The following is a 15,431-nucleotide window of genomic DNA, read 5'->3' as shown; positions in this document are numbered from 1 at the left end:
TCTATTAAGTTTACAAGGACTTTCTAAAGTCGTAGGGGTTGTACTGTTTTACGGATGCACACTTTGTTGTTATTTGGTAACATGCGCGCACTCAACAAGGATACTCAATAATGACAGAATTAAAGAATGATCGCTATTTACGTGCGCTCGCTAAAGAACCCGTAGATGTAACACCTGTATGGATGATGCGCCAAGCTGGCCGTTATTTACCAGAATATAAAGCGACACGTGCCGAAGCTGGCGATTTCATGTCATTGTGTAAAAATGCAGAATTAGCCTGTGAAGTCACCTTACAGCCTCTACGCCGTTTTGATTTAGACGCGGCTATTTTGTTTTCTGACATTTTAACTATCCCCGACGCAATGGGCTTAGGTTTGTACTTTGAAGCAGGTGAAGGTCCACGTTTTAAAAATCCAATTACCCGCATTGAAGACGTCAAACAACTACCTCATCCCGATCCGGAAGGTGAGTTACAGTATGTGATGAATGCTGTGAGAACTATCCGCAAAGGCTTAGATGGTGCCGTACCGCTGATTGGTTTTTCTGGTAGCCCTTGGACACTGGCGACCTACATGGTCGAGGGTGGTTCGAGTAAAGCATTTACTAAAATTAAAAAAATGGCATTTGCAGAACCACAAACATTGCATTTGTTATTGGATAAAGTTGCTGATTCGGTCATTTCTTACTTAAATGCCCAGATCAAGGCTGGCGCACAATCGGTCATGATTTTTGATACTTGGGGTGGTGTATTATCACCGCGTGATTATCAATTATTCTCACTACAGTACATGCATAAAATTGTTGATGGGTTAATTCGTGAAAACGAAGGTCGCAAGGTTCCGGTCACTTTGTTCACCAAGAATGGTGGTATGTGGTTAGAGGCTATTGCTGATACAGGTTGTGATGCCGTTGGTTTAGATTGGACCATTGATATTGCAGATGCCAAAGCACGTGTCGGTGATCGAGTTGCACTACAAGGTAATATGGATCCCTCGATGCTATATGCACCAGCGCCTAGGATTGAAGAAGAAGTTCAACATATCTTAGCTGGCTTTGGTGAAGGCTCGGGTCATGTGTTTAACCTGGGACATGGTATTCATTTGGATGTACCACCAGAAAATGCTGGAGTATTTGTTGAAGCGGTACATAAATATTCCGCAAAATATCACAGATAAGCACATAAGTAACACCACACATTAGGCATGTTTCGGCATGCCTTTTTCAATGATTCGCACCACTCTCGCTTGTTGCCGATTCTCTACTTGACCATCCTTAGCTGCTTTTTGTTCTTGAATCGCCCAGACTAGATGTTCTTCTAACATCGCCACTTGATTCTCTGCGGGTGCAGTCACAAATCCATAGCTGTGCCAATTATGCGCATGGAGCAAGGCGAGTTTTCTCTGCAACTCACAAAGAGCTGTTTCAGAAAATGGCATGTTGCCAATCCCAACACTGATATTTCTTTGCCATTTTGCATAACCAATACGCCGGATTGGGGAACCTTCGGTGTGTTGCAAAAATAATGCTTCGTCCCAAGTAAAAAGCTCAGTTAAGTCACTACCATGCAATACTGGTCGAGCATGGAAATCGGCCTCAGTAGTCACGTCACTAGTTTGATTAAATGGACAGACGAGCTGGCAGTCATCACAACCATAGATACGATTGCCCATTGGCTTGCGATATTGTTCATCAATCGGTCCGTCATGCTCGATCGTTAGATAAGAAATACACTTTCGCGCATCAATCACATAAGGCTCCACAATAGCACCCGTAGGACAAATACTGATACAGGCATTGCAGGTCCCACAATCGGCATCTATAGGGCTATCGATTGGTAAAGGAATATTAATGAATAACTCACCTAGGAAGAACCAAGAACCTTGGTCTGGGTGGATTGTCAATGAATGCTTGCCGGTAAAGCCGATACCCGCTTTCTCGGCTACGGCATGCTCTAAGATCGGCGCAGAGTCTACAAAGGGGCGAAATTTAACATTATCTCCTGGTGCGATTTCTAGATCGGTATGTTGGGCTATATATTGGGTGATTTGCTGCCCCAGTTTTTTTAGTTTATTACGCAGTACTTTGTGATAATCACGGCCCAATGCATAGCGTGAAATATATCCTACTTTGGTGTTATCCAGATGCTCAGCAAAAGAGGCATCTGGCGGTAAATAATCCATGCGCACGGAAATAATTCGACACGTACCAGGGACTAACTCTGCCGGTCGAGCTCGCATCATTCCTCGCTCGGGAAAGAATGCCATCGAACCGTAGTATTTTTTTTCTAACCAAGTTTGCAAAAATTCTTCATGTTGACTTAAATCAATATCAGTAATTCCGACATCTTTAAACCCTAGCGCTTTACCCCAAGCCTTGATATCTTGGGCTAAGCGATGTAAATCTACAGAATTATTTAGGGACATATTTCATGCATATTCAGATTGAAAAACGAAGTGCTAGTCTAGCACAAAAACTATTCCGCGCCGATCAAGTCAGAAATAACGAAGAACAAGCGGCACAAAAAAGCTTATGTAATTTATACAGTTTAATGCAACGTGCAGGCAAAGTCGTATTTCAACACAGTCTTGAATTAGTTCCTGATGCTGAGAACTATTTGGTAATTGTTGGTAAAGGCAATAATGCCGGCGATGGTTATATTACGGCTTTGCATGCCCTTCAAGCGGATAAAGATGTCACAGTTTGTGCAGTCGAGCCTGAACGAGAATTACATGGTGATGTATTGGCGGCGCGTGACGCATTTTTAGCTGCCGGTGGCTTTGTCCAAGCATTTAATCCAAATATGCTAAAAAATATGGATATTATTATTGATGCCTTATTAGGGACTGGGCTCCAAGGTACTATTCGTCCCGAGTTTGCTAAAGTTATTGCTGCGGTAAATCATAGTGACGTGCCGGTTTTGGCGGTGGATATTCCTTCTGGATTAAACGCTGATACAGGGCAATCTTTAGCCGATTTTATTCAAGCAGATATGACGGTAACGTTTATTGGAATTAAACAAGGTTTAGTCACGGCAGCAGGAAAACAAGCTTCGGGTAAGCTCATTTTTGAAGATTTAGATATAGGAGCAGCATTTACAGAAATCTGTCCTTCCAACACGCATTTATTAAACTTATCTCAGTATAAAAAATTAGCCCCAAGACAAATTGACTCGCACAAAGGAATTTATGGACGCTTATTATGTATCGGTGGCAATGATGGTATGTCAGGGGCCATTCGTTTAGCAGGTGAAGCGGCCTTGCGCGCAGGGACAGGACTAGTAAAAGTTTATGCTCACAGTGCCAGCCAAATGCAGATCAGTGCCGGTCGACCAGAGCTAATGGTAACCACAACGGATCTGGTAGCCTCTTTAGAGTGGGCGAATTGTATTGTATTAGGGCCGGGTTTAGGTCAGGATGAATGGGCTATTGAAACCTTTAAGCAAGTGCTTACTTACTGTCAAAAGACGGCTAAACCAATCGTTATTGATGCAGATGCTTTGAACCTTTTACCACAATACGCAAGTTCATTTACCACAGACGCGTGCATACTGACACCGCATACTGGTGAAGCAGCCCGTTTATTAGAAACCACCGTAGAAGATGTAGACGGCAATCGCTATAACAGTGCGCGTTTATTAGCCCGCCGTTACAAAGCTACATGTATTTTAAAGGGCGCAGGAACTATCATTGATAATGGACATCGAACTTGGGTGTGTGAGCACGGTAATCCAGGTATGGCAACTGCAGGTATGGGGGATGTACTGAGCGGTATTTTAGGGGCTATGTTGGCGCAAAACATGCAGTTTACGGATGCTGCCAAATATGGGGTTTGTGTCCATGGGCATGCAGCTGATATAATCGCGAGCGAATATGGCGAGAGAGGGATGCTTGCCAGTGATATTTTTGATCAAGTAAGGCGTTTGATAAATACTTAATAAAGGCCTGATATGTCTATCAGGCGAGACTAAAACTGCACTTTGCAGTAGGTCACAACCTGAGCAAATACAACAGATATGTCGCATACAATAACGATAAAAAACGAAGCAGATACTCAGATTTTCGCAGAATCCTTAGCGGATTTTATTGCACAACAAGATACGGGTTTTGTCATTTTTTTAGATGGTGATTTAGGTGCGGGTAAAACCACTTTTTCGCGATATTTGTTACAAAAATTAGGACATGAAGGCGCCGTTAAGAGCCCAACTTACACATTGGTTGAGCCGTATACGATTGCTGACCGAGCCATTTTTCATTTTGATTTATATCGCCTAGGTGATCCCAGTGAGCTGGAGTTTATGGGGATCCGCGATTATTTTTCTGGCAATGCGTTAGTACTCGTCGAGTGGTCTGAAAAAGGCGCAGGAATTCTCCCAGAACCTGATTTATTATTGAGTATTGCGCATGGTAGCGCAGAAACTGAAAGAACCATCCACTTATCCGGTCAACCTCATATCTTGCAGTTGCTCGGTGCAGATGTAACGGCTGTGGCACATGATTGATATGTTCAATGGCCTAGTTCAGCACAACAAAAAAATCTCATCTCTCGTTGTGTTATGCGCAATGTTTTTGGTCGCGAATTTGTTGGCACAACCTGCTTATGCACAAACTAAAATACTAGACACTCAAATCACTTACCCAGCCTCGGGGGCACAAGTTGCCATTGCATTATCAGCAAAAACTCAATACTCATACTTTACTTTACAAAAACCAGACCGGTTAGTTATCGATTTACAAAGCACGCAGGGTAAAGTGAACATTACCGAAAGAAACGCCACCAAACTGATCCACAAAGTGCGCGAGTCAACAGCTAAGAAAGCAGGAGACAAACGTATCGTGGTCGATTTACGCAAGGATGTGGATGCCAGTTTGAGTTTTATTAATCGTGGTGGCAAACCGACTTTGTTAGTGGCGTTTGATGATCCACAACCAGCTGCACCCAAAATTACTATGCGCGATCAACCTGAACGTGACACCGACATTATTATCGCATTAGATGCTGGTCATGGTGGTCGAGACCCCGGTTCGGTTGGGCCTGCTGGTACTTATGAAAAACGGATCACCTTGGCTATTGCGAAGAATCTTCAGCAAAAAATTAATGCTGTCAATGGTATGCGGGCGATCTTAACACGCGAAGGAGATTACTATATTTCTCCTTCTGCGCGGCCTGAAATAGCTCGCGAAAAGGGCGCTGATTTACTGATCTCTATTCACGCTGATGCGTTTCATACTCCCCAGCCTAGAGGCGGTTCAGTATGGGTATTGAACACTCGCCGTGGCAACTCTGAATTGGGTAAATGGATGGAACGTACCGAGCGTCATTCGGAATTACTGGGCGGTGCAGGAGATGCGCTTGAATCCAGTGAAGAAGATAAATGGTTGGTCCGTACACTTATTGATATGACGCTGAATGAAACCATTTCTGATAGTTTCACTTTGAGTCAAAAAGTGATCAAAGAAATGAAAAAAGTGACCAGGATGCACAAGAAAGAGCCACAACATGCATCGTTGGCCGTGTTAACCGCTCCAGATATTCCTTCGATATTGGTGGAAGTAGGCTTTATTTCTAATCCAACCGAAGAAAAAAACTTAAACTGGGCTCAGCATCGCAGCAAATTGGCAGATTCTATTTTACGTGCCTTGAAAATTTATTTCCGTGCAAATCCTCCAGATGGCAGTTTATGGGCCATGCAAAAGAATTCCGAACTATTGGATTATAAAGTAAAATCTGGTGATTCTTTGATCCGCATTGCTCGGCGATATGATGTTAGTCTAGAAAGCTTGAAAAAAACCAACAACTTATCATCAAATACTATTCGGATTGGTCAATCTCTCAAAATACCGATAGGGAATTAAGCTTTGGCGATTCAAATTTTACCACCTATCCTCGCCAACCAGATCGCTGCTGGAGAAGTTGTCGAAAGACCGGCATCGATTGTTAAGGAGTGTGTGGAAAATAGCATAGATGCTGGCGCTACATTGATTGAAATCAGTATCGAAAAAGGGGGCCACAAACGCATCGTTATCAAAGACAACGGTAAAGGTATCCCCAAAGATGAACTACAATTAGCACTAGCCCGTCATGCCACATCAAAGATCAGTGATATTGACGACCTGCAGCAGATTATGTCCCTGGGATTTCGAGGTGAGGCTTTAGCTAGTATTAGCTCAGTTTCACGCTTGCGTTTGTCATCCAAACCGAAGGGACAAGAGCAAGCTTGGTTGGTGTATAGCGAAGGGCGAGACCAAACGGTCAAATTTGAGCCTGTAGCCCACCCACAAGGTTCTACAGTCGATATTCAAGATTTGTTTTACAACACACCCGCTAGACGTAAATTTTTAAAAGCAGAAAAAACCGAATTTTCGCATATCGATGAGTTAATTAAGCGCATCGCGCTGAGCAAACCTGAAATCGGGTTTAAATTAACTCACAATCAAAAAACGGTACGTCATTTCCCAGCCGTCAAACAGACGGTGCAACGGATTGATGCCGTTTGTGGTAAAACCTTCTCACCCGAATGTGTCGCATTAGATACCTCTTATGGCAATATTACGATCCAAGCTTGGCTGACGAAGCCCTTGCATCACCGCAGTACAAATGATTTACAATATACGTTCGTCAATGGTCGTATGATGCGTGATAAATTAATCAATCACGCGATTAAACAAGCTTATGAAGGACTTATTGCCCCTCAATCTTATCCCGGGTATGTAGTGTTTGTGGATGTACCAGCCGCCGATGTAGATGTGAATGTGCATCCAGCAAAACATGAAGTCCGTTTTGTGCAGGCACGAACGGTACATGATTTTATTTACCAATCAGTGAGTGATGCATTGCAAGCTGGTTTCACCGATGCTGCGACTATTGATTATGATCAAATCGAGGTTGATCACGATTATATTTCGCCGCTGCAAAGTGGCTCCGTCACGACCAGTGCTGGCTCAACGAGTCGTGGATCGAGTTCAGGTACACCAGGTCATGAGACTAGTGGACATACTCAGACACAGCAGATTAATCGCTATCAAGTAGACCGTCCTAGCGGCAAAGCGCTGGGTAACTTTGCCGAATTAATGACCAGTGGGTCCGGGCATATAAGTGAGCATACCCCCCATAGTTCAGATATTTTACATGGTGTTGGTAGCGGTTTATTGTTACCTAGTGCTGATATCATTTATGCGACAACTCCCCTTCAGGTTTGTGCAGCAAAGACCGTTTTTTACGAATTTTTTACAAGTCATATTGCGGCAAGTGAAACGCCTCAACCATTGTTGTTACCCGTAGCCCAAACTCTCCAAGATAAAAGTCTCGGGAAGTTACCTTGGTCTGAATTACTGGAACAGCATTTTCTTATTGAGGTAGTACAGCAAAAATGCATTGTTAAAAAGGTACCGAGTTTGTTGCGACAATTACCATGGAACTCGATATTACCGCAGTGGTTAGCTACTTTAGCCAAAATGCCAAGTGATGCGCGAATGTCTGCTGATACATTAATCCAAATGTTAGCCGAGTCTTGTAGCCAACAGCCTGCTATTGTTAGTACATTACATGTACAAATAAGTACTTGGTTGACAGAAGACAAGGCCGCTATTGGTAAAACATTACAACGCCAAGCCAAATCGATTTACTGGGAGTTTACTAATGGACATTAATACTCCTTTATCTGGATATTCTGTTGCGAGTGCAGATAACCCCGCTGATGTTATCTTTTTAATGGGACCAACAGCCTCGGGTAAAACAGCACTGGCTCTCGAGTTGGCGCAGCACATTGACTGTGAAATTATTTCCGTGGACTCGGCATTAATTTATAAAGATATGGATATCGGCACAGCCAAACCTACTCCTGCAGAACTCGCACAAGTGCCCCATCATCTTATTGACATTATCGATCCCGCTGCGAGTTATTCTGTAGCCAACTTTCGCAAAGACGCCGAGCAGTTAATTAGTGAGATAATCGCCAGAGGACGAACGCCTGTCCTCGCCGGTGGTACGATGATGTACTACAACGCGCTGATTAAAGGTTTGTCGGCACTGCCAGCAGCAAACCCATGTGTCCGAGCTGATTTAGAAGAACAAGCTGAGTTATTTGGTTGGACTGCTTTACACGACAAACTTACTCTCGTTGACCCAGTGAGTGCTGCGCGGATCCACCCAAATGACCCTCAGCGTTTGTTGCGTGCGTTAGAAGTCTATGAAATTACTGGTCGGTCCATGACGGACTTGCAAGCAGAGAATTCAGGACCTATACCTTATTCTGTTGCGCAGTTTGCTATCGCTCCAAATGATCGGGCTGTTTTACACCAGCGTATTGCTCAACGTTTTCATCAAATGTTAGACCAAGGGTTTTTAGCTGAAGCAGAGTTATTATATCAAAGAGGCGATTTACACCTAGATATGCCATCAATGCGCTGTGTTGGTTATCGTCAAGCATGGCTGTATTTATCCGGTGAATATACTTATGAGGAAATGGTCGAACGCGGTATTATTGCGACTCGACAGCTAGCTAAACGCCAGCTCACTTGGTTAAGGGGCTGGAGTGACGTAACATGGCTAGAGACTTTCGCTATAAATAATGTTACTAAAGTATTACAAATCACGGGCAATTAATCATTTTATCTGTGTACAGGTTTGTGATTATTATGTAAGCTAGAGTTGTGTTATTAAGCACTTGAAAAAAATAAGAAAATAAAGGAATTTTCCATGGCTAAAGGTCAATCTCTCCAAGACCCATTTTTAAACGCACTGAGAAAAGAACGTATTCCGGTAGCCATTTATTTGGTGAATGGGATCAAGCTACAAGGTCAAGTTGAATCGTTTGATCAATTTGTCATATTGCTAAAAAATACCGTGAGTCAAATGGTGTATAAGCATGCAATTTCTACAGTAGTGCCATCAAAAGCAATTCAGATGCCATCACAAGGGGATGAAGACGCTGCTAGTGAATAATACATTACTATCACGTTCTATCCCTTTATTGACGATATCAGTGCAGTACAACCCGCTTGTTTGACCGTTACGAAGCCGGTGAACAGGCGATTCTTGTTCACGTTGATTTTGCTGACGCGTCAACCAATGAAGATATCCATGAATTACAAATGCTTGTTTCATCAGCAGGCGTCAACGCATGTGAAATCATTACCACTTCCCGTGCTGCTCCTCATGCAAAATACTTTTTAGGAAGCGGTAAAGCCGAAGAAATTGCAGCTGCAGTTCAGGCTCATGAAGCCAATGTGGTCATTTTTAATCATGCTTTATCTCCCTCCCAAGAGCGCAACTTAGAATCGTTATGCAAATGTCGAGTATTGGACCGTACAGGACTGATTTTAGATATTTTTGCCCAGAGAGCGCGTACGCATGAAGGGAAGCTCCAAGTAGAGCTAGCGCAGTTACGCCATATTTCAACTCGTTTAATTCGCGGATGGACTCACTTAGAAAGACAAAAAGGCGGTATCGGCTTACGCGGGCCAGGTGAAACTCAGCTCGAAACCGATAGACGTTTATTGCGTGGTCGAATTAAAACGATTCTCAAACGCCTAGAAAAAGTTGCTAAACAACGCGAACAAGGACGCCGTTCGAGACAACGTAATGAAATTCCTACGGTATCATTGGTTGGTTATACAAATGCGGGTAAGTCGACCTTATTTAATACCATTACAAATGCCAACGTGTACGCTGCAGATCAACTATTTGCCACATTAGATCCGACCTTACGAAAAATCGACATAAAAGATGTAGGTCCTGCCATACTAGCTGACACAGTTGGTTTTATTCGCCATTTACCGCATGACCTAGTCGCTGCCTTTAAAGCGACTTTACAAGAAACGCAAGAAGCCGACTTGTTGATTCACGTGGTGGACTTTGCAGACGATCAAAACATCGATAATATGAAGCAAGTCAATGATGTGCTTGCTGAAATTGATGCGGATGAAATCCCCCAATTAATAGTTTGTAACAAAATAGACAGAATGGACTCTGTAGAACCACACATTGATACCGATGATGAAGGGAAGCCTTTACGAGTTTGGGTTTCAGCGCAGGAAGGTTTAGGGATTGATTTATTACAAACTGCCCTCACTCAATGTTTAATGCAGTCAATGATGACGCAAACATTGAAAGTTCCGCCCGCAGACGGCAAACTAAGAGCAGTATTTCATGAATATGATTGTATTACCGAGCAATCATATGATGAGCAAGGCCAATGGTTGGTGACAGTTCGCTTGCCAAGTAGTGATTGGTATCAGTTAGATAAACGTTTAGATGGAGCTTTGAGTCAGTATTCAACTACTCCACCCAAACCACAGCATGAAAATGACTGGTAATTTTTGTATAAACAAAAATGCATAAACCTTTTTAACCAATTTTAACGTATAAATTTTAAACTTATCGCAACGGAGATACAGTATGGCTTGGAACGAGCCGGGCGGCAATAATAACGACCCGTGGAAAAACAAAGGTGGTAATAACCAAGGTCCACCTGATTTGGACGATGTGTTCAAAAAATTATTTGGTAAATTGGGTGGCTCAGGAAACAGCAATGGTTCTGGTGGTTCTTCTATAAACCTTGGCGGTATTGGGTTATCTATTTTATTAGGTATTCTGGTTGTCGTTTGGGTCATTAGTGGTTTTTATACTATTCGCGAAGCCGAACGCGGTGTTGTCTTGCGTTTTGGTGAATACAATAAGCTAGTTGATCCTGGCCTGCAGTGGAAACCAACATTTATTGACCAAGTTATACCTATAGACGTACAAACTATCCGCGACCAAGCCTCTGCGGGCTCTATGCTGACGGAAGATGAAAACGTTGTTCGCGTCCAGATGCAAATGCAGTATCGAGTCGTTGATCCGAAGAAATTTATCTTTTCAGTTGTGAACCCTGAGCAAAGTTTGTCACAAGCGTTAGATTCTGCGATTCGTTATGTAGTCGGTCATTCTACGATGGATGCCGTACTAACGTCAGGTCGTGAAGTCACTCGCCAACGTGTTTGGGAAGAGTTACAAGGGATCATCGAACCATACGATATGGGTGTTTCGATTATAGATATGAACTTCAAGGATGCACGTCCTCCAGAAGAAGTAAAAGATGCATTTGATGATGCAATTGCAGCCCAAGAAGATGAAATTCGTTTTATTCGTGAAGCCGAAGCTTATGCACGTGAAATCGAACCTCGTGCTCGTGGTCAAGTCAATCGTATGAACGAAGAAGCAATGGCATATAAACAACGCGTTACTTTGGAAGCCCAAGGTGAAGTCTCACGTTTCACTGAATTATTACCTCAGTATGAAGCCGCGCCAGAAGTTACTCGCCAGCGTATCTATATAGAAACCATGGAAGAAGTATTCTCTAACACCTCTAAGATTATGATTGATAATCAAGGCGGTGGTAGCATGATGTACTTGCCTTTGGACAAGATTATGGAGCGTCAAGGTACGAATAATTCTTCGTTACCAATGAACGCGACGCAAAATGCTTTAGACGGTTTGCGCAATCAAGCAACACCTAATCGCGACGTGAATACTAGCCCATCTAGTATCCGTGGTGGTTCTTCAAGAACAGGGAGATAAAGAATGAAAAATTTAGTAGGCGTCATTGTTGTCGCATTAGCTATTTTATTGTACGGCTCTGTATTCTTTGTTCAGGAAGGTTCTAGAGCGATTATCATTCAGTTTGGTAAAGTCCAAAAAGAAAGTGGCACAGAAGAGACTCGTGTTTTTGAACCAGGTCTCCACTTTAAAATACCATTTATCGATACTGTGCGTGTGTTAGATGCACGAGTACAAACCTTAGATGATGCACCAGATCGTTTTGTAACATCAGAAAAGAAAGATTTGATTGTTGATTCTTATGTTAAATGGCGTATTCAGGACTTTGAGCGTTACTTCCTTTCTACAGGCGGTAATACACTCCAAGCTGAAGCATTATTAAAGCAAAAAGTAAATAACGGTCTGCGTTCTGAGTTTGGTACACGTACCATTCCACAGATTGTTTCTGGTGAGCGTTCAGAGTTAATGGACGAGGCTATGGAACAGGCGTCAGAGAGTTCTGACGAACTGGGTATCGAGATTGTTGATGTACGTGTAAAACAAATCAACTTACCTCTAGAGGTGTCTAACTCAATCTTCCAGCGTATGCGTGCTGAGCGTGCTGCAGTAGCGAGAGAGCACAGATCAGAAGGTCAAGAGCAAGCAGATATTATCCGCGCTAATATCGATGCCAAGGTAACTGTTATGTTAGCTGATGCAGAACGTAACGCACGTCAACTTCGTGGTACTGGAGATGCAGAAGCAGCTCAGATTTATGCTGAAGCATACTCACAAAATGCAGAATTCTATAGTTTCCTAAGAAGTATGGATGCCTACAGAAGTAGCTTTAATTCAAAGCAAGACATTTTAGTAGTTGAACCAAATTCTGACTTTTTCAGATATTTGAATAATACTAGCGGTATACCAACTAAATAAGTTGTATAAATAATAGAACCCCTGTTGGTCAAGCCAGCAGGGGTTTTTTATTGCCTATTTATTTGTGTTAAACTACATGCCCGCATTGGTCTGGTAACGATACAAGTGTTATCAGAGCAGTTGTGCATTCACCGACAATAATGATTATAAAATGGGATGGATAAATGGCTGGAACTCACACTTTTGAAGAACAAGCAAAACAAGGCTGGTTCGCACGTTTTCTGAACTCGGTTGAATTTCTCGGTAATTTATTACCTCATCCGGTCACTCTATTCGCAATGTTATCCATTTTTATTGTTGTCCTGAGTGGTGTCCTTGGATATTTCGACATTGCAGTTGCCGATCCACGCCCTGAGGGTGCCGAAGGGCGAGAAGCCGACGGCATGATTGAAGTCATTTCATTGATGAGCGCAGAGGGTTTACAAAAAATAGTCATGGGGTTGGTCACTAACTTTACTGGCTTTGAACCACTAGGCACTGTCTTAGTAGCCTTGTTAGGTGTTTCCGTTGCTGAACATTCAGGTTTGTTGTCGACTATTTTACGTTCTCTGGTACTCAACGCGCCGCGTAAGATGGTAACGTTTATCGTTGTGTTCGCCGGAATTATATCTAACACCGCTTCGGAACTGGGATACGTTGTCTTAATTCCTTTAGCGGCGATGATCTTCCATTCCTTAGGACGACATCCTTTAGCTGGGCTTGCAGCTGCATTTGCAGGCGTTTCAGCCGGTTATTCGGCCAACCTTTTGCTAGGGACGATAGATCCTTTATTGGCAGGAATAACCACACCAGCAGCGCAAATGATAGATCCATCTTATGTTGTAGGTCCTGAGGCAAACTATTTATTCATGATTGCGAGCACTTTCATTGTTGCGTTTATGGGGTATATGGTCACAGAGCACATCGTAGAGCCGCGTCTGGGTCAATACAACCCAGATGATGCTCCAGAAAAACTCGAACAACCCGAGTTGGCCAAGCCTAGTGCATTAGAACGCAAAGGGATGCGCAACGCTGGTCTTGTTTTCCTCGGTATATGTGGTGTGTTAGCGTTGACAATTGTTCCTGAGTGGGGAATATTGCGTGACCCCGAAACGAATTTGGTGACAGGGTCCCCCTTCTTAAAAGGGATCGTAGCCTTTATTTTTATCACATTTGCTATCCCTGGTTTTGTATATGGCAAAACGGTTGGGACGATGAAAAGCGACCGTGATGTGATTGACGCAATGGCGAAAAGCATGAGCACGATGGGACTATATATTACGTTGGTGTTCTTTGCTGCGCAGTTTGTTGCATTTTTCAAATGGACGAATTTGGGCACGGTGCTAGCGGTTAAAGGTGCGGCAGCAATCCAAGCGGTTGGTTTAGATGGCCCTGAGATTTTTATTTTGTTTATTTTAATGTGTGGCTTGGTGAATTTGTCATTGGGTAGTGCTTCTGCACAGTGGGCAGTCACGGCACCTATTTTTGTACCCATGTTGATGTTGGTCGGTTTTGCCCCTGAAGTCATTCAGACAGCCTATCGGATTGGTGACTCGGTCACGAATGTTATCTCACCTATGATGAGTTATTTTGGGCTGATTCTCGCCATGGCTGTTAAGTACAAAAAAGATACCGGTATGGGTACCATGATAGCAATGATGCTACCGTATTCAATGGTCTTTATCGTTGGCTGGACAGTGTTATTTTATGTGTGGGTATTTTTATTAGATTTACCCGTAGGATGGGGTACGCCAACGTATTTTTCTATGGGTGAATAGTGATTAATTGTTTCCTTACGACTGCAATAAGGGCAAATATAGTCCAACTTTTATAAGCCAAATATTAGCAGTATTCGTATAAACGATTAAATATGATTTAGGACGATTTAATGAAATACACCAAGAATTCAGTTTTTACGCATCAACAACCAGACAAGATAGGTGTGTTAATTTCAAATTTAGGCACACCTGAAGCTCCGACTAAACAAGCGTTAAAGCCCTATTTAAAACAGTTTTTGTCTGACCCCCGGGTCGTGGAAGTCCCGAAACTGATATGGTGGTTTGTACTTAACCTAATTATTCTCAATTTTCGTCCCAAAAAATCAGCAGAAGCTTATGCGACTGTCTGGACTGAAAACGGCTCTCCTTTGCTAACCCATACCAAAAACCAAGCGACAGCATTACAAGCTAAATTTGATGCAGATGCACCGGGACAGTATTTAGTTGGCTATGCCATGCGTTATGGGCAACCATCGGTTGAAAACGCCATGAATCAACTATTGGAACAAGGCGCACGTAAAGTCGTTGTGTTGCCTTTGTATCCTCAATACTGCGCTTCGACAACAGGTTCAACGTTTGATGCATTAGCGAATGATTTTACGAGCCGTAGATGGTTGCCTGATTTACGTTTCATTAGTCATTATCATGATAATGTGGAATATATTCGGTGCCTCGCAAATAGTATCCGAGCGCATTGGGAAAAACATGGTCGGGCAGATAAATTGGTATTTTCTTATCACGGTATCCCCAAACGCTACTTGTTAAATGGTGACCCATATCACTGTGAGTGTCACAAAACGACAAGGCTGGTTGCTGAAATGTTAGAGTTGTCAAAAGACGATTATATGACAACATTCCAGTCGCGCTTCGGTCGTGAAGAGTGGTTGACACCGTATACTGATGAGACTTTAAAGGGTTTACCTGCCCAAGGTGTGAAATCTTTACAAGTAATTTGTCCGGGCTTTAGTTCTGATTGTTTAGAAACGATAGAAGAAATCGGAGAAGAAAACCGTGAGTATTTTGTCGAAAACGGTGGTGAACGTTATGAGTATATTCCTTGTTTGAATTCTGATGCTAGCCATATCGATATGCTGTATGGTTTACTTCAGGATAACCTAGGTGGATGGGCTAGTGATCCGAATACCGAAGTTCGGCATAGTGAAGCTCAGAAGCTCAATGCACCAGTTTGATAGAAATTAAAAAACGTTTTATGTTCAGCCCAAG

Annotated in this window: 13 protein-coding genes; 12 read left to right on the top strand and 1 reads right to left on the bottom strand. The window is 42.9% G+C overall.

Annotated features, from left to right (window positions below):
- The first annotated feature begins 110 nt into the window (after window positions 1-110).
- Window positions 111-1,175, top strand: a complete 1,065-nt coding sequence (gene hemE, locus NLF92_RS04375; RefSeq protein ID WP_254099270.1) for a uroporphyrinogen decarboxylase — start codon at window positions 111-113, stop codon at window positions 1,173-1,175.
- 21 nt (window positions 1,176-1,196) lie between these two features.
- On the opposite strand, the gene queG is transcribed toward hemE, so the two are convergent.
- Window positions 1,197-2,423: a tRNA epoxyqueuosine(34) reductase QueG gene (queG, locus tag NLF92_RS04370; RefSeq protein ID WP_254099268.1), complete on the bottom strand. Its 1,227-nt coding sequence runs from the start codon at window positions 2,421-2,423 to the stop codon at window positions 1,197-1,199.
- Window positions 2,424-2,428: 5 nt separating this feature from the next.
- Here queG and NLF92_RS04365 point away from each other — a divergent pair, with 5 nt between their 5' ends.
- From NLF92_RS04365 to hemH, 11 genes are all read left to right on the top strand, one after another.
- Window positions 2,429-3,934 carry an NAD(P)H-hydrate dehydratase gene (locus NLF92_RS04365; protein ID WP_254099266.1) on the top strand — a complete coding sequence of 502 codons (1,506 nt, stop codon included), beginning with the start codon at window positions 2,429-2,431 and terminating at the stop codon, window positions 3,932-3,934.
- 78 nt (window positions 3,935-4,012) lie between these two features.
- A complete protein-coding gene (gene tsaE / locus NLF92_RS04360; protein WP_254099264.1) occupies window positions 4,013-4,498 on the top strand; it encodes a tRNA (adenosine(37)-N6)-threonylcarbamoyltransferase complex ATPase subunit type 1 TsaE in 486 nt (161 codons plus the stop codon).
- Entirely contained in the window at window positions 4,491-5,852 is a 1,362-nt protein-coding gene (locus NLF92_RS04355; protein ID WP_254099262.1) for an N-acetylmuramoyl-L-alanine amidase, read from the top strand. The genes tsaE and NLF92_RS04355 overlap by 8 nt, the downstream gene beginning before the upstream one ends.
- A 3-nt stretch (window positions 5,853-5,855) precedes the next feature.
- Window positions 5,856-7,646, top strand: a complete 1,791-nt coding sequence (gene mutL / locus NLF92_RS14270) for a DNA mismatch repair endonuclease MutL (RefSeq protein ID WP_349293218.1) — start codon at window positions 5,856-5,858, stop codon at window positions 7,644-7,646.
- Window positions 7,647-7,707: 61 nt separating this feature from the next.
- The gene (miaA, locus tag NLF92_RS04340) at window positions 7,708-8,601 is read left to right on the top strand and encodes a tRNA (adenosine(37)-N6)-dimethylallyltransferase MiaA (RefSeq protein WP_254099390.1); all 894 of its coding nucleotides are present in this window, start codon (window positions 7,708-7,710) and stop codon (window positions 8,599-8,601) included.
- A 93-nt stretch (window positions 8,602-8,694) separates the two neighbouring features.
- Window positions 8,695-8,940, top strand: a complete 246-nt coding sequence (gene hfq, locus NLF92_RS04335) for an RNA chaperone Hfq (protein WP_254099260.1) — start codon at window positions 8,695-8,697, stop codon at window positions 8,938-8,940.
- A 56-nt stretch (window positions 8,941-8,996) separates the two neighbouring features.
- A complete protein-coding gene (hflX, locus tag NLF92_RS04330) occupies window positions 8,997-10,313 on the top strand; it encodes a ribosome rescue GTPase HflX (protein ID WP_254099258.1) in 1,317 nt (438 codons plus the stop codon).
- A gap of 82 nt (window positions 10,314-10,395) precedes the next feature.
- The gene (gene hflK, locus NLF92_RS04325) at window positions 10,396-11,556 is read left to right on the top strand and encodes an FtsH protease activity modulator HflK (protein ID WP_254099256.1); all 1,161 of its coding nucleotides are present in this window, start codon (window positions 10,396-10,398) and stop codon (window positions 11,554-11,556) included.
- 3 nt (window positions 11,557-11,559) lie between these two features.
- Window positions 11,560-12,450 carry a protease modulator HflC gene (hflC, locus tag NLF92_RS04320; RefSeq protein ID WP_254099254.1) on the top strand — a complete coding sequence of 297 codons (891 nt, stop codon included), beginning with the start codon at window positions 11,560-11,562 and terminating at the stop codon, window positions 12,448-12,450.
- 164 nt (window positions 12,451-12,614) lie between these two features.
- The gene (locus tag NLF92_RS04315) at window positions 12,615-14,207 is read left to right on the top strand and encodes an AbgT family transporter (RefSeq protein WP_254099252.1); all 1,593 of its coding nucleotides are present in this window, start codon (window positions 12,615-12,617) and stop codon (window positions 14,205-14,207) included.
- Between the two features lie 110 nt (window positions 14,208-14,317).
- The gene (gene hemH, locus NLF92_RS04310) at window positions 14,318-15,397 is read left to right on the top strand and encodes a ferrochelatase (RefSeq protein ID WP_254099250.1); all 1,080 of its coding nucleotides are present in this window, start codon (window positions 14,318-14,320) and stop codon (window positions 15,395-15,397) included.
- The last annotated feature ends 34 nt before the right edge of the window (window positions 15,398-15,431 follow it).

This window comes from Opacimonas viscosa, from assembly GCF_024199005.1.
Lineage (GTDB): Bacteria > Pseudomonadota > Gammaproteobacteria > Enterobacterales > Alteromonadaceae > Opacimonas > Opacimonas viscosa.
Note: the sequence above shows the minus strand (reverse complement) of the source record. Positions and strands in the feature narration are given on the sequence as shown.

Coding starts and splice junctions, on each gene's coding strand:
- hemE (WP_254099270.1), top strand. CDS start 111: ATGACAGAATTAAAGAATGATCGCTATTTACGTGCGCTCGCTAAAGAA.
- queG (WP_254099268.1), bottom strand. CDS start 2,423: ATGTCCCTAAATAATTCTGTAGATTTACATCGCTTAGCCCAAGATATC.
- NLF92_RS04365 (WP_254099266.1), top strand. CDS start 2,429: ATGCATATTCAGATTGAAAAACGAAGTGCTAGTCTAGCACAAAAACTA.
- tsaE (WP_254099264.1), top strand. CDS start 4,013: ATGTCGCATACAATAACGATAAAAAACGAAGCAGATACTCAGATTTTC.
- NLF92_RS04355 (WP_254099262.1), top strand. CDS start 4,491: ATGATTGATATGTTCAATGGCCTAGTTCAGCACAACAAAAAAATCTCA.
- miaA (WP_254099390.1), top strand. CDS start 7,708: ATGGGACCAACAGCCTCGGGTAAAACAGCACTGGCTCTCGAGTTGGCG.
- hfq (WP_254099260.1), top strand. CDS start 8,695: ATGGCTAAAGGTCAATCTCTCCAAGACCCATTTTTAAACGCACTGAGA.
- hflK (WP_254099256.1), top strand. CDS start 10,396: ATGGCTTGGAACGAGCCGGGCGGCAATAATAACGACCCGTGGAAAAAC.
- hflC (WP_254099254.1), top strand. CDS start 11,560: ATGAAAAATTTAGTAGGCGTCATTGTTGTCGCATTAGCTATTTTATTG.
- NLF92_RS04315 (WP_254099252.1), top strand. CDS start 12,615: ATGGCTGGAACTCACACTTTTGAAGAACAAGCAAAACAAGGCTGGTTC.
- hemH (WP_254099250.1), top strand. CDS start 14,318: ATGAAATACACCAAGAATTCAGTTTTTACGCATCAACAACCAGACAAG.